Annotated in this window: 18 protein-coding genes; 8 read left to right on the top strand and 10 right to left on the bottom strand. The window is 48.3% G+C overall.

The features are described 5' to 3' along the window. Together sapD and sapC are read right to left on the bottom strand one after the other, a co-directional pair. Positions 1 to 993 carry a peptide ABC transporter ATP-binding protein SapD gene (sapD, locus tag PS053_RS02040; RefSeq protein ID WP_001128851.1) on the bottom strand — a complete coding sequence of 331 codons (993 nt, stop codon included), beginning with the start codon at positions 991 to 993 and terminating at the stop codon, positions 1 to 3. Beyond that, positions 993 to 1883 carry a peptide ABC transporter permease SapC gene (gene sapC, locus PS053_RS02045; protein ID WP_098402040.1) on the bottom strand — a complete coding sequence of 297 codons (891 nt, stop codon included), beginning with the start codon at positions 1881 to 1883 and terminating at the stop codon, positions 993 to 995. Before sapC ends, sapD begins: the two co-directional genes overlap by 1 nt. 175 nt (positions 1884 to 2058) lie before the next feature. Between sapC and PS053_RS02050 the strand changes: the two genes are divergently transcribed. The 4 genes from PS053_RS02050 (at position 2059) to PS053_RS02065 (ending at position 5411) form a co-directional block, all read left to right on the top strand. Further along, complete coding sequence (locus PS053_RS02050; RefSeq protein WP_059214817.1) at positions 2059 to 3246, top strand: tyrosine-type recombinase/integrase; 1188 nt, start codon at positions 2059 to 2061, stop codon at positions 3244 to 3246. A gap of 202 nt (positions 3247 to 3448) precedes the next feature. Beyond that, complete coding sequence (gene emrE / locus PS053_RS02055; RefSeq protein WP_001070449.1) at positions 3449 to 3781, top strand: multidrug efflux SMR transporter EmrE; 333 nt, start codon at positions 3449 to 3451, stop codon at positions 3779 to 3781. A 271-nt stretch (positions 3782 to 4052) separates the two neighbouring features. Then, entirely contained in the window at positions 4053 to 4604 is a 552-nt protein-coding gene (locus PS053_RS02060; protein ID WP_000734034.1) for a kinase inhibitor, read from the top strand. A 9-nt stretch (positions 4605 to 4613) separates the two neighbouring features. Further along, the gene (locus PS053_RS02065; RefSeq protein ID WP_025237076.1) at positions 4614 to 5411 is read left to right on the top strand and encodes an AraC family transcriptional regulator; all 798 of its coding nucleotides are present in this window, start codon (positions 4614 to 4616) and stop codon (positions 5409 to 5411) included. A gap of 227 nt (positions 5412 to 5638) precedes the next feature. Here the strand turns inward: PS053_RS02065 and PS053_RS02070 are convergent, their stop codons facing one another. Both PS053_RS02070 and PS053_RS02075 read right to left on the bottom strand, forming a co-directional pair. Beyond that, positions 5639 to 6781: an NADH-dependent flavin oxidoreductase gene (locus PS053_RS02070; protein WP_256879147.1), complete on the bottom strand. Its 1143-nt coding sequence runs from the start codon at positions 6779 to 6781 to the stop codon at positions 5639 to 5641. Positions 6782 to 6978: 197 nt separating this feature from the next. Next, on the bottom strand, positions 6979 to 7899 hold the full coding sequence (locus tag PS053_RS02075; RefSeq protein ID WP_000860019.1) for an alpha/beta hydrolase: 921 nt from the start codon (positions 7897 to 7899) through the stop codon (positions 6979 to 6981). 160 nt (positions 7900 to 8059) lie between these two features. Here PS053_RS02075 and PS053_RS02080 point away from each other — a divergent pair, with 160 nt between their 5' ends. Continuing rightward, on the top strand, positions 8060 to 8989 hold the full coding sequence (locus tag PS053_RS02080) for a LysR family transcriptional regulator (protein WP_054410433.1): 930 nt from the start codon (positions 8060 to 8062) through the stop codon (positions 8987 to 8989). A 107-nt stretch (positions 8990 to 9096) separates the two neighbouring features. On the opposite strand, the gene sapB is transcribed toward PS053_RS02080, so the two are convergent. From sapB to puuA, 6 genes are all read right to left on the bottom strand, one after another. Then, a complete protein-coding gene (sapB, locus tag PS053_RS02085) occupies positions 9097 to 10062 on the bottom strand; it encodes a putrescine export ABC transporter permease SapB (protein WP_000583259.1) in 966 nt (321 codons plus the stop codon). Beyond that, a complete protein-coding gene (gene sapA / locus PS053_RS02090; protein WP_025237073.1) occupies positions 10059 to 11702 on the bottom strand; it encodes an ABC transporter substrate-binding protein SapA in 1644 nt (547 codons plus the stop codon). Before sapA ends, sapB begins: the two co-directional genes overlap by 4 nt. A 331-nt stretch (positions 11703 to 12033) precedes the next feature. Beyond that, the gene (locus PS053_RS02095; RefSeq protein WP_054410430.1) at positions 12034 to 12279 is read right to left on the bottom strand and encodes a YmjA family protein; all 246 of its coding nucleotides are present in this window, start codon (positions 12277 to 12279) and stop codon (positions 12034 to 12036) included. A gap of 132 nt (positions 12280 to 12411) precedes the next feature. Next, complete coding sequence (gene puuP / locus PS053_RS02100; protein WP_002462204.1) at positions 12412 to 13797, bottom strand: putrescine/proton symporter PuuP; 1386 nt, start codon at positions 13795 to 13797, stop codon at positions 12412 to 12414. Beyond that, entirely contained in the window at positions 13787 to 13951 is a 165-nt protein-coding gene (locus tag PS053_RS02105; protein ID WP_123057729.1) for a YmjE family protein, read from the bottom strand. The genes puuP and PS053_RS02105 overlap by 11 nt, the downstream gene beginning before the upstream one ends. 150 nt (positions 13952 to 14101) lie before the next feature. After that, positions 14102 to 15520 carry a glutamate-putrescine ligase gene (gene puuA / locus PS053_RS02110; protein WP_256879146.1) on the bottom strand — a complete coding sequence of 473 codons (1419 nt, stop codon included), beginning with the start codon at positions 15518 to 15520 and terminating at the stop codon, positions 14102 to 14104. 212 nt (positions 15521 to 15732) lie between these two features. On the opposite strand from puuA, the gene puuD reads away from it, so the two are divergent. The 3 genes from puuD to puuC all read left to right on the top strand — a co-directional run bounded on the left by puuD (position 15733) and on the right by puuC (position 18717). Continuing rightward, positions 15733 to 16497 carry a gamma-glutamyl-gamma-aminobutyrate hydrolase gene (puuD, locus tag PS053_RS02115; protein ID WP_010335967.1) on the top strand — a complete coding sequence of 255 codons (765 nt, stop codon included), beginning with the start codon at positions 15733 to 15735 and terminating at the stop codon, positions 16495 to 16497. A gap of 25 nt (positions 16498 to 16522) precedes the next feature. After that, positions 16523 to 17080, top strand: coding sequence for an HTH-type transcriptional regulator PuuR (puuR, locus tag PS053_RS02120; RefSeq protein WP_001278727.1), 558 nt, complete (start codon positions 16523 to 16525; stop codon positions 17078 to 17080). 149 nt (positions 17081 to 17229) lie between these two features. Continuing rightward, positions 17230 to 18717, top strand: coding sequence for an aldehyde dehydrogenase PuuC (puuC, locus tag PS053_RS02125; RefSeq protein WP_256879145.1), 1488 nt, complete (start codon positions 17230 to 17232; stop codon positions 18715 to 18717).

Below are 18717 nucleotides of genomic sequence, written 5' to 3' on the forward strand. Positions count from 1 at the left end.
TCACTCTTTCTCCATGTTCAGCGGGAAATGACAGGCATAGAGATGATTTTTTACGCCCGTCAAACGCGGCGTCACAATACATTCACGTTGCGCATACGGACAGCGAGGACCAAGACGGCACCCAATTGGTAATTGCTCCAGAAGTGGGATTGCACCAGGTAGCGTATTGAGGCGGCTTTTATGCGGCATCGCACTGCCGAAATCAGGTATCGCGCGGATCAGCGCCTGAGTATAAGGATGATGTGGCATCGTGACTAAATCCTTACTTGGCGCGCTTTCCACCGTCTGACCACAATAAAGCACGTTAATTTTATCCGCCCACTGGCTAAGCATTTGTAAGTCATGGCTGATAAGCAAAATGGTGGTATTGCTGTTTTGATTCAGCCGCGTTAACAGGCGGAAAATTTGCGCCTGCGTTGTTGGCTCCATCGAGTTTGTCGGTTCGTCAGCAATCAGCAGACGCGGTTGATTCGCCAGTGCAATAGCAATCATCACTTTCTGGCATTCACCTTCGGTCAACTCGTAAGGAAAGCTGCGCATCGCATCTTTATGATCTTTAATCCCCACGCGGTGCAGCAACTCAATGGCGCGGCGTTTGCGCCAGCCGAAACGCTGCCACCAACGGCCTTTATAGGTCCAGGCAGGGATGTTTTGCATCAACTGGCGACCAACGCGCTCTGACGGATCGAGACACGATTGCGGTTCCTGAAAAATCATCGACACGTTGTGCCCAACCAGCTTGCGCCGTTCTCGTGCGGAGAGGCGCAGTAAATCGATATCATCAAAACGCATGCGATCAGCGGTGACGCGCCAGTTATCTTTATTAACGCCGCAAATCGCTTTCGCAATCAGGCTTTTACCCGATCCTGATTCACCAACCAGACCACGGATTTCACCTTCGTTTAAGGTCATGCTGACGCGGTCAACGGCTTTTACCCACTCATCACCGGTTTTGAATTCAATGGTCAGGTTGCGAATATCCAGTAATGGCATTATTCCACCCCCGCAATAATCGCGCGACGTACGCCATCACCCAGCAGATTCACCAGCAATACGCTGATCATGATTGCCGCACCAGGCAGCATGACGGTCCACGGGGCGACATAAATCAGTTCCAGCGCATCGCCGAGCATTGCTCCCCATTCCGGTGAGGGCAGTTGTGCGCCGAGATCGAGAAAACCGAGCGCGGCGATATCGAGGATCGCCATCGATAGAGCACGGGTAATTTCGGTGACCAGTCCGGCGGTGATATTAGGTAATACGGCAAACCAGAGAATATTCAGCGTTGTTGCGCCATCCAGCCGGGCGGCAATAACGTACTCCTTTTCCAGCTCGTCATGCACCATGCTATAGATTGAACGCACCATACGCGGCAGCAGCGCCAGCCAGACGGCAAACATGGCGTGTGACAAACTTGGCCCGGCAAATGCTACGACAATAATCGCCAGTAGCAACGAAGGAATCGCCAGCAAAGTATCCAAAATATGGTTAAGAACGGCTGAACGTAGGCCATGTGTCGCACCGGCGAAGGTGCCGAGCACCAGACCGCAGATCGTCGCGGAAAATGTCACGACAAATGCGCCGCCAACGGTGGGCGCAGCACCGCTCAATAATCGACTTAACACGTCGCGCCCGAGATCGTCCGTACCGAGGAAGAAAGAAACTTCGCCATAACGCGACCATGATGGCGGCAGTAGCTGATAACCGAGAAACTGCTGATCGATGCCATAAGGCGCAAACCAGCCGCCAAAAATACACAGCACAGTCAGCCCCGCGCAACCGTACAAGCCGACCATCGCAGAGGCATCACTGTAGAATTTGCGCCAGGCGGTACGTAGCGTACCTGGCGGACGTTTCTCGCTGTATACGCTATCGTAAGGCATATGGACTCACTTTAATATTATTAACCATGCTTTGGTTCCCTTTTTTTTCCTTGAATATCAATACGTTTATCGTCGTTTTTATTCTGATTTTGTTTAGTTTGCTTCGATTTTATAGTATCAATTTAAGCAAAATGTGTACACTAATGTGTATACGCTGGCTCGTGGAGTGTACACATTGCTTACCGATACAAAATTAAGAAAAGCACTAGGCAAAAAGCGAGACAAAATTGAAGTCGTTTCTGACGCTATGGGCCTGAACGTTCGGCTGTCTACTTCCGGCAGTATAACATTCTTTTACCGTTACCGATGGAACGGTAAAGCCGCTCAATTGGCAATCGGGAATTACCCGACCGTATCGTTATCTCACGCACGCAAACGCAGGCAGCAATTCAGAGCATGGTTAACTGAAGGACTTGATCCGCGATGTCAGGTTGCTCTGGAAAAGCAGAAAAAAGCCGAAGCACTCACAGTGAGCGAAGCATTTGATTATTGGGAAAAGAACTATTGCATTCCCGAAGGATTAAGAAAGGTAAAGGTTAACCGGAGGGATTTTAATAACCATATCGCGCCAGTTCTTGGAAATAAGGTTGTTGATCAGACAACGAAAGAGCAGTGGCTTAGCCTGTTTGACTCTATGGGAAGAAGGGTAGTTACAGGCCAGATGCTGGGGTTAATGCAGCGGACGTTTCGGTTTTGCTCAAACAGGGGAGTGATTAATACAAATCCAGTTGAGACCTTAAGGCGCTCGGATGTTGGTCTTACTGCTGCATCTAAGGACAGAATATTAAGCGATGAGGAAATCAAAATAGTCTGGTCTACGCTGCCTGAATTGGCGCACAGGCAAATGATGATCGTTAAATTTTTGCTGATGACAGGATGCCGAAGTGCAGAGATAAGAACTGCAAAGTGGGAGTGGTTCGATTTCAACGAGGGGACATGGACTATTCCAGCAAGCGATTACAAAACCGGGAAATCAGTAAGGCGAGCACTGCCTGTTGCTGCGGTAAGGATGATGGAATCAATAAAAGCAACATCCGTGTCAAAGCATGTTGTTACACTGTCACGCTATAAGGGGCCAGAAGATGACAGGCCGCCACAGCAGCCCAATATTGCTTTATTGTCCGCTCAGATAGTTGCCAAAACAGGGATGAAAACCTGGTCGCTTCATGATCTGAGAAGAACGGTTGCAACCCGACTTTCTGAACTGGGGGCTCCACCACATGTGATCGGAAAGTTGCTAGGACATCATATGTCAGGTGTTATGGCGCGTTACAACCTTCACGATTATCTTGATGACCAAAAGTACTGGCTTTCTGTGTGGCAAGATTATCTTGAGAAGTTGATTGGGCGCCCTTTGTTTTGACTCCTGTATTCGCCTATTCTTATTTCAGCAAATACATGTCGAAACAGTACAACGACAAGCCTCCAGCTCTGGAGGGGAAGCCCTGTGAACTGTGCGCAGGCGGTATATAAAAAACGGCAATGATGACACCGGGATAACCCCGGTGAATTTAGGCCAATTTGTAGTAGAATACGCTTCGGAATTATCAGGAAAAGAATATGCTATGAACCCTTATATTTATCTTGGCGGTGCAATACTTGCAGAGGTTATTGGAACAACCTTGATGAAGTTTTCAGAAGGCTTTACACGGTTATGGCCTTCTGTAGGTACAATCATTTGTTATTGTGCATCATTTTGGTTATTAGCGCAGACACTGGCTTATATTCCAACGGGAATTGCTTATGCTATCTGGTCAGGTGTTGGTATCGTTCTGATTAGCTTACTGTCCTGGGGGATTTTCGGTCAACGATTAGATCTTCCTGCCATTATAGGTATGATGTTGATTTGTGCCGGAGTGTTGGTCATTAACTTGTTGTCACGAAGTGCGACACATTAAATAAAATATAATTTCACTTCATCGAGTAAAAAGCTTGCCCGCATTTTTATGTGGGCAATTTTTTAAGCTTAACGTGGTAGACATTCGTTTGAGCAACTAAAAGTATCGCCGGTTTTTTTAGATAAAATCAATGTAATCTATGCATATAATGGCTCATGAAACATATCATTTCGCAATCATGATTGTTTTTGCATTAACGTTGCGCCTTTCTGCATAAAGAGCCAAAGCAATATCCAATAAAATAACGATAGGTCATAACAAAGAGGTTTTTATGAAAAAACTTATCGTTTCAAGTGTCTTGGCATTAATAACATTCTCGGCGCAGGCGGCACCATTTCAGGTCACAAGTAGCGAAATCAAAAATGGAGAGTCGCTTTCAAAGGCACATGTATTTTCGGGATTTGGTTGTGAGGGAGAGAATATATCACCTTCATTAAGCTGGTCTGGTGCGCCTCAGGGAACGAAAAGTTTTGCTGTGACGGTTTATGATCCAGATGCACCGACTGGTAGCGGATGGTGGCACTGGACCGTAGCCAATATTCCAGCAACAGTAACATCTTTGCCTGTTGATGCCGGGCGGCGTGATGGTACAAAACTTCCCGCCGGGGCTGTTCAGGGGCGAAATGATTTTGGTTATGCGGGATTCGGTGGGGCATGTCCTCCTGCAGGAGATAAGCCACACCATTATCAGTTTAAAGTCTGGGCGCTTAAAACGGATAAAATTCCTGTTGATTCTCATTCCAGTGGAGCATTAGTTGGCTATATGCTTAACGCGAATAAAATAGCAACCGCTGAAATAACTCCTGTTTATGAGATAAAGTAAGGTAAAAGTATGCTGGCAAAAGGTAGGGCTAACCTGAAAATTGAAGAAATACGGATGCATAAACGTCACGAAATTCATAGAGTTAAGCCCATTATGCCAGCTTTATGTCGTATCCGTCAGGGGACGAAAATCATCAATTGGGAAACACATAGTTTAACTGTTGATAATAATCAAATGGTATTATTCCCCAGCGGATACGAATTTTATATTGCGAATTATCCAGAAGCCGGTCTTTATCTTGCAGAAATGCTTTACTTTCCCATAGACCTGATGGAAAGATTCCGAAATATTTACGCGGTAACCCCTCTGGCGCGTCACACAACCGGACTCTGTATACCTCAGAATCCCGAGTTGATCTATTGCTGGGAGCAGCTAAGAACATCTGTTTCCCGAGGTTTTTCAACTCAACTTCAGGAACACTTAGCAATGGGTGTTCTCCTTTCATTAGGCGTAAATAATGTTAACTATTTATTTTTATCAGATAGTAAACAACCATTAATTAACCGTTGCTATAACTTGCTTGTATCTGATCCAGGCGCAAAATGGACCGCAGACAAAGTTGCGCGACATCTCTATATTTCTGTATCCACATTACATCGTCGTCTGGCAAACGAGGGCGTAAGTTTTCAAAGTATACTGGACGATGTGAGATTAAATAATGCTCTGTCTACTATACAAACCACGTTGAAACCAATTAGTGAGATAGCCAGAGAAAATGGTTATAAATGTCCTTCACGTTTTACTGAAAGGTTTCATAACCGTTTTAAAATAACCCCAAGAGAACTAAGAAAAGCGGCCAAAGAATAAAATAATTTCATTAAGACTATGCGATAGTGCCGATTTTTTTAAAGCGTTCCAGCATAATCATACCACCGGAGTCTGAACAACTCCGGTGGCTTCTGTGTTAAATTGCACAGTTCACTACCAATCGATTGGTATCGTTGATAGTAATGGTTAAGTTAACTACTTGCTAAAATATCCAGCTCTGAACTGTGTCCGTAGCGAATATTCCTGATGTCAGAGAGAATAGATATTTAATCACTTAATGGAAACCAGCCAGTTCCCCTGGAGGCCTGAATTTCATCCCATAATTTATCCGGGATTGTTAATTCAGGAACCTGCTTTGGATTAAGTGCTGTTTTAATTTCATGACTTCTCCCTGTTTCAGCTAAAGTAACCCATTCCGGGTTAATGACCAGCCCCTTACCGATCGCAACAAGCGGCAGACCAACGGAAATTGCTTCCTGAGCCTGATTCGGCGTACGTATTTTACCCGCTGCGATCACTGGTACTCTTCCTGCGATGTGATCTAAAATCAGCTCAATTATTCGTGGCCCGTTTGGTGACTCAATAGGGCGGCTTTCGTTAACACTGACCAGTGAGGTATGTATATACGAAATACTCGACGAGATTAATCGATCCAGTAGTTTATAAGTATCCTCAATCCGCAGACCACCTTTTGCGGATTCTTCAGGAGATATTCTGTATCCTATGGCAAAGGGTTTTGTCGCATATTCGTATACAGTATTTTTTACTTCCTGTAACACAGCCAGAGGGAAACGCATACGCCCTTCGAGATCTCCGCCCCAACGGTCAGTACGCTGGTTAAATAGAGGAGAAAAGAAATTCTGAAGCAGAAACCCATGTGCGCCATGAAGCTCAACGCCATCAAAGCCTGCTTTAATAGCCCTTTTTGTGACGTCTCCGAATGCCCTGATAGTTTCCAGAATCTCGTTTTCAGTCATTTCCCTGCTTTGGACTTCTTTCTTCATAAAGTCACCAGACTTGATGTTTGATGCACTGGCACTAATGACATCATTATTCGGTACAAGCTCTGGAATAGCTTTATTACCGGCATGAAAAATCTGTAGGATAGCCGGAGCTCCACCACTTTTTGCCGCTGTCGCCAGTTCTTCAAGACTTTTCATGAAACGATCATCATATGCGGCAAATTCATTAGTAAATCCAATACCGCCTGGAGTGACATAGGTACATCCTGTTATTACCAGACCAATATTTTGTGAGCGACGTTTATAAAATTCCAGTTCTTGCTGAGATATAGTTCCATCAGGATTAGCTGACCAGGTCGTCATCGGCGCCATAACGATACGATTACGTAACTTGATTTTATCTGTCAGCATAAAAGGTGAAAACAGTGATGAATATTTATTTGTCATAACAATACCTCAGAGATGCTTACCTGATTTTTTGATGTGTTTATTTGATATGATTAACGTTATCTTTGTATCGTTTTATTTTGATAATACATCGAGTGTCAGTGAGAAATTTAGCTGCTGGTTCTAATGTCAGTGTTTTTGCATCTTATAGCAGTGGATTGAAAATCAGGGAGATAATCAATCTCCCTGTAGTATTCTTACAAATGTGTTTTATAAAAAGGAATTAATTTATCAAGTGCTTGTTTTACGGGTTCTGGCTTATCATACAGGTCGTAATGTGAATAACCTTCAACAACAACCAGCTCTTTATGTTTTGACGCTGCCCGACCAATAATTTCACAGCCGTCGCGATATGCACCAAAAGCGCCCACTCTATCTCCCACAACAACCATCAAGGGTTGAGTTAATAGCACTTCTGCAAGATGGAATGCATCCCATCCAACGGCAACAGTCTGGTGAGAAAATAGCGAACGATTTACCCCATTCGGTGCACAGCCTCGTGGTGAACGATAATATTCTGTGGCTTCAAAAAGATCTATTTCCGTTAATCCCGCTTCAAGCGCAGCATTCGGAGAGGAGGGGAGTAAATCATCTACGCGAAGTTTAGCGCCGTTAGCTTCATCTGTTCTTTGCTGCGCCATTGTTTCGAGCGCGCCAATAGGATTAAATGCCGTAAACCCTTCACGCATAAGACGCCCGTAGTTTGCGCCAGTGACAGTACCGATGGCTTTAATTCGACGTTCTGTCATTGCGGCATTAATGGCATATCCACCGCCACCGCAAATACCCAGTACGCCAATACGCCCGGCATCAACGTAAGGTAAGGTTGTGAGGTAATCAACGACAATGCTGAAGTCTTTTACCCGCATTGTTGGATCTTCCAGATAACGTGGTTCTCCGCCACTGCTTCCCTGAAAACTGGCGTCGAAAGCAATTACGATAAAGCCCGCTTTTGCTAATGCGGCACCATAGACGCTACCTGATGTCTGTTCCTTGCAGCTTCCAATTGGATGAGCGCTGATTATTGCGGGATATTTTTTTTCGCTATCGAAATCATCAGGGAAATAGATATCAGCCGCTATATCCCAGTAGGTGTGTTTTATTGAAACAGTTTTCATTTCAAGCTCCGGGGATTTGCCTAAACAGGTTTAAATATCGTTGCTATTTTCTACAACAGGCATTCGTGCTTATATCGCGAACGGCATAATAGTATGGCTTGTATTGGTTATCATCAATGGTCTAATATCTATCACAGTGTTAAGCTAAGGTTTACAATGAATGAAAATAGAACCTTCAATTCTGCCTTCTCTCGCCTGGTTCGCACTGATTGTTCGGGCCGGGAGTTTCTCCAGAGCTGCTTCTGAAATGGGGATCACACGGGCCGCGTTGTCCCAGAATTTAAAATCTCTTGAGGAACGTCTGAACACAAAACTGATTTACCGCACGACGCGTAATATGTCGCTTACCGAGGAGGGACAGCGTTTGTATGACGTGCTGGTGTCGGCTTTTGGGCAGATTGATGATGCTCTGAAAGATGTCGGTGATACCCAACTTGAACCAACAGGTCTACTAAGAATAAACTCTTCCCGTGTTGCAGCAAGGATGCTTGTTGAGCCTCATATCTGCGAGTTTCTTACTCGTTATCCAAAAACTAAAATAGAACTCATTATGGATGATGGCTTGTCTAACATTATTGCTGAGGGCTGTGATGCGGGGATTCGTCCTGGACAGGGGCTGGATGAACATATGACAGCCGTTCCTGTCTCTCCTCTTATTAAACTGATTACCGTAGCATCTCCAGATTATTTAAGGAAATACGGTATTCCTGAAACGCCTTACGAATTGAGTAACCATAATTGCCTTCGATTACGGCATAAAACGAGTGGCGCACTCTCACCGTGGGAGTTTTCTTATATTAGCGGAAATAATGAAAAGTTCGAAATTGAGGCATCAGGTAGGTATATTGCTAATGATGATGAAAGCATGATTCGGATGGCTATTAATGGGGCAGGCATCATTCAGCATCTCGATTTTGCAATAGCTGAACAAATCGATGCGGGTAAATTACAGCCGATTCTTCAGGACTGGTCCGTTTCATTTCCTGGGTTTTATATTTATGTCTCTTCGCGAGTGAGGATGCCTTCTAAAGTCCGCGCTTTTATAGATTTTATGGTTGAGAAAAGATTAAGCCTCAAGAGTAATAGTTGATTATTAATGGCCCCGCCCGGAGAAGGGCGGGGTTTTTACAATCTGATTGATATGTGTATAAAAATCAGATTGTCTCATTTAGCTAATGATTTCTGTTTATGCGTGAGTTAGCGTAAGGCATACCACTCCTTATGTTTCAGAGGATTAGCCATAGCCCCTAAAATATCAGAAATAACGTTAACAATAATAACCAGCGAACCACACACCATTACACCGGCGGAAATTGCCGCGTAATCCTGCTGGCGAATAGCGTTAATTAACCAGCGCCCCAGACCGGGCCAGCTAAAGACCATTTCGGTGATCATCGCCAGGGTCAGCATGGTGGAAAACTGAAGCCCCAGACGGGGGATGACGGGCGGCAACGCGTTATGCAGTACATGGCGACGTAGAATGGTAAAACGTGACAAACCGCGAGTTGCCGCCGCTTTAACATAGTTCTGGTCATACACTTCGATAGTGCTGATACGCATCAGGCGGATCACTTCGGTGGTTGGCGCTACCGACAGAGTTATCACCGGCAGCACCATATGGCGAAATGCGCTCATAATCATTTCATCACGCCACGGGGAGTGTGAAAGCCATGCATCAATCAGCGCAAAACCGGTGACAGGTTTCACTTCATAAAGCAGGTCGAAGCGACCTGAAACCGGCAGCCAGCCCAGCGTAAGGGAGCAAAACAGCGTCAACAGCAGCGCCAGCCAGAAAACCGGAATTGAAAAACCCAGCAGGGCGATGGCGTTGATCAAGTTATCCTGCCACTTATGCCGCATAATCCCTGCAATCATCCCTACCGGGATCCCAACAATCAGTGCAAACCCAAAAGCGAGAATGCACAGTTCCATTGTCGCCGGAAAAACCTCTTTTAGCTGTTCGGCAATAGACTGACCATTAATGCTGGAAACACCGAAATCCCAGTGAATCAAACCGTTAAACCAGAATATCCAGGCATTCCACAAGGAAGCGCCCTGTAGCGGCGCATGTGGCGTGAAATAACTCAAACTGAAACCGACAAAGGTCAGTAAGAATAAAGTCACGATCAATAATAAAATACGACGTAAGGTGAAGATAATCATGGTTTTTTCACCTCATTCTGTTTCTCTCGATATACCCCTGCGAAGGAGGCGTTACCGAACGGGCTAAGTACCAGACCTTTGATATCGTAACGGTAGGCCTGTAAGCGTAATGACGAGGCTAATGGCAAAACAGGCAGTTCCTGCGCCAGAATGTTTTGCGCTTCATCATAAGCTTCTATACGTGCCGCCAGTTGCTGTGAGGAAAGCGCCTTACGCAACACGCTGTCGAATTTCGGATCGCACCAGTGAGCAAGGTTGGTCTGTGAGTGGATTGCCGCGCAGCTAAGTAATGGACGGAAGAAGCTGTCCGGGTCATTACTGTCCGTCGCCCAACCGGATAATGTCAGATCATGACTCATATCCATTAATCGCGCCTCCTGAAAACGGCCTTCTACTGGCACAATTACTACTTTTACGCCGACTTGCGCCATATCCGCCTGAATCAGTTCGGCGGTCTTCAGCGGACTGGGGTTCCACGCCTGCGAGCGTGTTGGCACCCACAGTTTTAGCGTTAAGTTTTCCAGCCCTAACGCTTTCAGTTGTTCGCGCGATTTTGCCGGATTGTATTCGGTAATCTTAGCCTCATTATCATAAGCCCATGAGGCGCGCGGCAAAATGGAGGCCGCAGTTTCAGCCGTACCGTAATAGATAGATTGCATCAAACGTTGATTATTGATCGACAATGCCAGCGCGTGGCGTACTGCCGGGTTATTCAACGGCGGTTTGGCGGTATTAAAAGCCAGATAGGCGATGTTCATTCCCGGGCGTAGCGTTAAACGCAGGCGTGGGTCGTCGCGCAAAATAGATAACTGGCTGGCGGCTGGCCATGCCAGTACGTCACATTCGCCGGTTAATAATTTCGACAAACGTCCGGTACCGCCAGAACCTAAATCCACCACCACCTGGGGCATCAACGGTTTGCCTCGCCAGAACTCATCATGACGTTGTAAGCGAATATATTGCCCGGCGCGATTTTCCGACAGTTTATACGGTCCGGTGCCGACTGGCTGGCGGTCGAGCAGCTCCTGGCGATCTTCTTTTTCCAGCTTTCCGGCGTATTCCGCGGACATCACCGACGCATAATGGGTTGCCAGATGCCACAAAAAGGAAGCGTCCGGCTGTGCCAGACGAAACTCAACGGTATAGTTATCCAGCTTGCGCACGCTTTTTACGTTATCGGCAAATTGCAGGCTGTCGAAATAGGGGAAGTTACTGCCGTTGACGTTATGCCACGGGTTATTGCGATCAAAAATCCGCTGGAAGGTAAATACCACATCATCGGCATTCATTTTGCGGCTGGGGGTAAACCATGCGGTTTGTTGAAACGGTACATCGCGACGTAAGTGGAAGCGATAGGTTGCGCCGTTGTCGAGCACTTCCCAGCTTTCGGCAAGCTCCGGCATCAGACGATAAGTGTAGGGATCGACATCCAATAGCCGATCATAGAATTGGGCGGCAAGGGTATCGACAATTAACCCACTGCTCGCTTTGGATGGGTTAAAGGTGTTGACCTGTCCACTAACGCAATAGACAAAACCGCTGTCGCGGATATCAGCATGCGGGGTGGGCTCAGGTGCTGCTATTGCCTGACTACTCACAAGTCCAGCAATCACCAAAAGAGACGATAATACCTGGCGCATAATATTAAGAAATTTTATGTAAAGAAGCTATCTTACTAATATTTAATGACATTTGCCATTACCGTTTGTGTTCAGGGGTATCTACGAAGACCGTGTGATTGGTCGTTGCACAGGTGGCGTCGCCGATTGTTCAACATTCGTACCCATGATTTCTTTATAACTATAACTCACAGAATAATTTAGCGGGACACAGTACGGTACGGATCGTAAGAAACCAATTAGAACTGGCTCATATTGTCGACAACGTGTGTCTCATTTTTAGCCGGATGCGGCGTGATGATGAACGGTTTATCTGGCTTACAATACTGACTGAGCATCCGCAATTAAACGATTACTCATTACCCCATTGATTCAAAAACTCTGCGATCTCATCAATGCGAGAGGGATGAATCCCCGCTTCAGTAGCCATTTCATGCTGGGCTTCTTCGCTGATCTCTTCATTATTCATTAATCGGGTGAGCAGTAACTGGAAGTAGTGGGCCAGCGCTGTGCGTTCAGAGTCTGAGACAGGTTTGACGCATTCGGTCGCGTACTCATCGGCAATATCAAAATATTTCAGTGGGATATCGTGGTTCATTGTTTGCCCCTGGGGTTAATGCGCTAAGCACAGGGGCGGATGATAGCACTCGTGATCCGGGTCATACATCTTTTTATCGATAATGACGCGGCGCATTGCCTCTGGCAGGACAATGCGTCGCGTATCCACGCATTACGTCTCGCTAACCGGCGTTCTGTCGCCATCATACAATGGTACTTTGCGATAGCGGCGGATCAGGTACCACAAATATGCGCCGCCTAACGAGGCCCACACCAGGCCCAGCGTTAGCGATGTCGACTCCAGATTTACCCACAACACGCCCACTGTCAGTGCGCCAACCAGCGGCATTAATAAATAGTGGAAGTGTTCCTTCCAGCTTTTATTCATCCCTTTACGCCGCCAGAAGTGGTTGAATACCGATAAATTAACGAAGGTAAACGCCACCAATGCGCCAAAATTAATCAACGCCGTGGCGGTGACTAAATCAAAGAACAGCGCCGACAACGCCACAATCCCGACCATAATGACGTTCAGTGCCGGAGTCCGCCATTTCGGATGAACGTAGCCAAATATGCGTTCAGGGAACACATTGTCACGCCCCATCACATACAACAGGCGCGATACGCTGGCATGTGACGCCAGGCCAGACGCTAATGTATTCACAAAGGTCGTGCAGAGGAAAATTGACTGGAACAGCTTGCCGCCGACGTACAGTGCAATCTCCGGCAGTGCGGCATCCGGGTCTTTAAAGCGACTGATATCCGGGAAGAAAAGCTGCATAAAGAAAGATGCCGCAATGAAGATAATCCCGCCGTAAACCGCCGTCAGGAAAATAGCTTTCGGGATCACGCGCGCGGCGTCCGGCGTTTCTTCCGAAAGCGTCGTCACCGCATCGAAACCGAGGAACGAGAAGCAGACAATCGTCGCGCCGGTAATAATCGGGATCAGATGCGCGTTCTCGCTGATAAATGGCTGTAGCGACCAGACAGTGCCAACGCCTTCACCTTTATGCAGCCCCTGAACCACCAGGAAGATGAACACCACCATAATGGAGATTTGTACCAGGACAAACAGGGTATTGAAATTGGCGACCAGGTTAACGCTCTTCAGATTCGCGGCGGTTAAAATCGTTACGAACGTCACCACCCACACCCACGGCGGCACTTCCGGGAAGAGGGCGGAAAGATAGATCTTTGCTAATAATACGTTGATCATCGGCAAAAAAAGGTAATCCAGCAATGATGACCAGCCGACCATAAAGCCGACGTGCGGATTAATCGATTTTTGCGCATAGGTGTAAGCTGAACCGGCTTCCGGGAACTGACGAACCAATTTGCCGTAGCTGATAGCGGTAAACAGCACGCCTGCCAACGCCAGTAAATAAGATGCCGGGACATGACCGTCGCTGATGCCGGATACAATGCCAAAAGTATCAAATACGGTCATCGGTGTGAGATAAGCCAGCCCCATCATCACCACCTGCCACAATTTCAGCGATTTTCGCAGGCGGGTTTTGCCGGGTTGCGCAGCAATATCAAATGGTGAATTAATAGCCATAATTGCTGCCTCCACTGCGTAATAAGGTTTGCGGTCGTATCGACCTGAAATCAAACCTGTTTAGCAGGGGAAGCAAAGGGGGCGGGGTACACTCGGTCGTGGGGAGGGCGCATACGCAGCCTCCCTCGCCATGCGGGAATTTCATCATTGGCATCATCTCATTTCCTCGTCATTGTCTTAATCGTTAACGGAAGCCCGTTGCCGCCTGCGCTCCATAACGCGACATCCGGGAAATGTCTGGATTACCAGCAAATGTCAGACCTGGCTCCGCTCAGGTCGGTGATACAAGCCCCGCAAGGGGCCACTACGCGTTTTTCAACATCCACTCAATTTCTGTTTCTGTGATGAAACGCTCAAATTGCAATAACTCATCGTTTTTGCAAGCGTGATACACATGGCAGAAACGCTCACCTAAATAGCGGCGCAGGTGATCATTCTCGATAAACTCCCACAGCGCGTCGCTCTGACGAATCGGGAAGGGTAAGCCTTCCTGTTCCAGCCCGTTGCCTTCCACTTCTTCCTGTAATGGCAGCTCATTATCTAAACCGTGCAAAATACCGGCGAAAATCGCCGCCATCACCAGATATGGGTTAGCATCCGCCCCCGCCACGCGGTATTCCACGCGGTGGTTATGACGGTCGCCGCACGGGATCCGCAGGGCGACGGTGCGGTTGTTATGGCCCCATGATGCCTGTGTCGGCACATACATACCCGGCTGGAAGCGACGATATGAATTTACGTTCGGCGCCAGCAACGCCATCGACGAAGGCATCAGGTCGATCATTCCAGCGAGCATCTTTTTCAGCAGCGGCGAATCTTCGCCTTCCGCGTCAGACAACACGTTTTCGCCACGGTTATTTTGCATGCTGATATGGATATGCATCCCACTGCCCGCATGCTCTTCATACGGCTTGGCCATAAAAGTGGCGTGCATCTTATGCTTTTCTGCCATCAGACGCACCAGACGTTTTAACGCCAGCGCATCATCGCAGGCTTCCAGCACGTTATCGGTATGGTAAAGGTTGATTTCAAACTGACCCGGCGAGGCTTCGGCAACCGCGCCATCTGCGGGAATTAGCTGTAATTGCGCCAGTTCATCAATATCATTAAGTACATCAGCGAAGTGGTTGAGGTTATCGACAGAATAGACCTGGCTTTGAGTGTTGCGATCATCGGTGCCGGGCGCGCAGGGCGGTTGCAAATATCCTTCGGCGTCGCGCTGGCGATCCAGTAAATAGAACTCCAGCTCTACCGCTACGACCGGGAACAGCCCGCGCTGGCGAAGCTGCTGCCACAGGCGGTTGAGTACGTTCCGCGGCTCAACGTCAAAGGGAGCGCCATCTTCATCGACCATGGTCAGGAGCATCTGACCGATATATTCCGGGTCTGCGGCAGAAGGGGTTAAGGAACCGAGAACAGGAACACAGGTACGATCCGGCTCGCCCATATCCTGACCCAGACCTGCCTCTTCTACTACGTTGCCCAGAATATCCATCGCAAAGACGGAGGCCGGGAAGTAGCATCCTTTTTCCAGCTTCATCAGACTTGACACCGGAACGCGCTTTCCGCGAAAGCTGCCATTCAGATCCGTAAGCAGTACATCAACATATTGTGTCTTCGGGTTGCGCTCCAGGTAGCGTTTCACTTCCTGCGTAAAGGCGCTACCCCGTCTCTCTTCTGACTGCTGAACAAAGTTCTCTACTTCAACGATATTGGTTTCCATGATTCTTCGCCTTTGGTTTTGTTTTCCGCTTGTGATGAAAGCGTAAAATATAATGACCACTCTTCGAATCTGTATGCAAACTAAATGTTTGTCAAATGTTAAATTGAGTTTGCAAAAAAGAAAACTCACTGCTAGATTGAAAAAATATTGAACATAAAGGTCATTTAAACCGCAGCAATGGCGATAATTTATTCCACTTTGTGAGATTGAGCATGGAAAATATAATGAACAATCCTGTTATCGGTGTCGTAATGTGCAGGAACAGGCTTAAGGGTCATGCGACCCAGACTCTGCAAGAAAAGTACCTGAATGCCATTATTTACGCGGGTGGTTTGCCGATTGCGCTGCCACATGCGCTGGCGGAGCCCGCATTACTTGAAGAACTTTTGCCGAAACTCGATGGCATTTATCTTCCTGGTAGTCCCAGCAATGTGCAGCCGCACCTATATGGTGAAAACGGCGATGAGCCTGACGCCGATCCCGGGCGTGATCTTCTGAGCATGGCGTTAATTAATGCTGCACTCGAAAGGCGTATCCCCATTTTCGCCATCTGCCGAGGGTTACAGGAACTGGTGGTGGCAACCGGAGGTTCGCTGCATCGCAAGCTGTGCGAACAGCCTGAATTGCTGGAACATCGTGAAGATCCCGAACTGCCGGTTGAGCAGCAATATGCGCCGTCGCACGAAGTTCAGGTTGAAGAGGGGGGATTACTGTCTGCACTGTTACCTGAATGTAGCAACTTTTGGGTAAACTCTCTGCATGGACAAGGGGCGAAGGTCGTCAGCCCGCGATTACGCGTTGAGGCTCGTTCGCCGGATGGCCTGGTTGAGGCGGTAAGCGTCATCAATCATCCTTTCGCGCTGGGCGTACAGTGGCACCCGGAATGGAACAGTAGCGAGTACGCGCTTTCGCGTATATTGTTCGAGGGCTTTATCACCGCTTGTCAGAACCATATCGCTGAAAAACAGCGGCTCTGACCACTACAGTTAAGGAAATGCAAATATGAGTGATGAGGGACTGGCGCCAGGAAAACGCTTGTCGGAAATCCGCCAGCAGCAGGGGCTTTCACAACGTCGTGCCGCCGAACTCTCTGGGCTGACGCACAGTGCTATCAGTACGATAGAACAGGATAAAGTCAGTCCCGCCATCAGTACGTTGCAAAAACTACTGAAGGTGTATGGATTGTCACTCTCGGAATTCTTTTCCGAGCCGGAAAAACCTGATGAGCCGCAGGTCGTCATTAATCAGGACGACTTGATTGAAATGGGCAGTCAGGGTGTGTCGATGAAGTTAGTGCATAACGGTAATCCGAATCGCACGCTGGCGATGATATTTGAAACTTACCAGCCGGGAACAACCACTGGAGAAAGAATTAAGCATCAGGGTGAGGAAATAGGCACTGTACTGGAAGGTGAAATTGTTCTGACCATTAATGGTCAGGATTACCACCTCGTCGCGGGGCAAAGTTATGCCATTAATACTGGCATCCCGCACAGCTTCAGTAATACGTCGGCAGGCATTTGCCGAATTATCAGCGCCCATACGCCCACCACGTTTTAATCTTTTTGTCCTGTAAGCCGGGTAAGCGCAATGCGCCCGGCAATCCATAAAGAATGTCGCCGGAAATAAACGGGCTTATGGCCTGGGGATCTCTGCGCCCTGACGTTCGCAAACGGCATATATCTGATAGACGTGAAACAGGAGTCATAATGAATTTTCATCATCTGGCTTACTGGCAGGATAAAGCGTTAAGTCTCGCCATTGAAACCCGTTTATTTATTAACGGTGAATATACCGCTGCGGCGGAAAATGAAACTTTCGAAACATCTGATCCAGTCACTCAGGCACCGCTGGCGAATATTGCGCGCGGCAAGAGCGCCGATATCGACCGTGCGGTGAGTGCGGCGCGTAGCGTATTTGAACGCGGCGACTGGTCGCAGGCCGCCCCGGCAAAACGTAAAGCGGTGCTGAATAAACTCGCCGATTTAATGGAAGCCCACGCCGAAGAACTGGCGCTGCTGGAAACCCTCGACACCGGTAAACCGATTCGTCACAGCCTGCGTGATGATATTCCCGGCGCGGCACGCGCCATTCGCTGGTACGCCGAAGCAATTGATAAAGTGTATGGCGAAGTGGCCACCACCAGTAGCCATGAACTGGCGATGATCGTGCGCGAACCGGTCGGCGTGATTGCTGCCATCGTACCGTGGAACTTCCCGCTGCTGCTGACCTGCTGGAAACTCGGTCCGGCGCTGGCGGCGGGGAACAGCGTTGTCCTGAAACCGTCAGAAAAATCACCGCTCAGTGCGATTCGTCTCGCGGGCCTGGCGAAAGACGCGGGTCTTCCTGACGGCGTGCTTAACGTGGTAACCGGTTTGGGTCATGAAGCGGGCCAGGCGCTGTCGCGTCATAACGATATCGATGTTATCGCCTTTACCGGCTCGACTCGTACCGGGAAACAGCTGCTGAAAGATGCGGGCGACAGCAACATGAAACGCGTCTGGCTGGAAGCAGGCGGCAAAAGCGCCAACATCGTTTTCGCTGACTGCCCGGATTTGCAAAAAGCGGCGAGCGCGACAGCCGCAGGTATCTTCTACAACCAGGGCCAGGTGTGCATCGCTGGAACGCGCCTGTTACTGGAAGAGAGCATTGCCGATGAATTCTTAGCCCTGTTAAAACAGCAGGCGCAAAACTGGCTGCCGGGCCACCCGCTTGATCCCGCAACCTCCATGGGCACCTTAATCGACTGCGCCCACGCCGATTCGGTACACAGCTTTATTCGCGAAGGTGAAGAAAAAGGGCAACTGCTGCTGGATGGTCGCAACGCTGGGCTGGCTGCCGCCATCGGCCCGACCATCTTTGTGGATGTAGACCCTAATGCGTCCTTAAGTCGCGAAGAAATTTTCGGCCCGGTACTGGTGGTTACCCGTTTCACATCAGAAGAGCAGGCGCTACAGCTTGCCAACGACAGCCAGTACGGCCTCGGTGCAGCGATATGGACGCGCGATCTCTCCCGCGCGCACCGCATGAGCCGCCGCCTGAAAGCCGGGTCCGTCTTCGTCAATAACTACAACGACGGCGATATGACCGTGCCGTTTGGCGGTTACAAGCAGAGCGGCAACGGTCGCGACAAATCCCTGCATGCCCTTGAAAAATTCACCGAACTGAAAACCATCTGGATAAGCCTGGAGGCCTGA

This window comes from Escherichia albertii (assembly GCF_028622335.1).
Lineage (GTDB): Bacteria > Pseudomonadota > Gammaproteobacteria > Enterobacterales > Enterobacteriaceae > Escherichia > Escherichia albertii.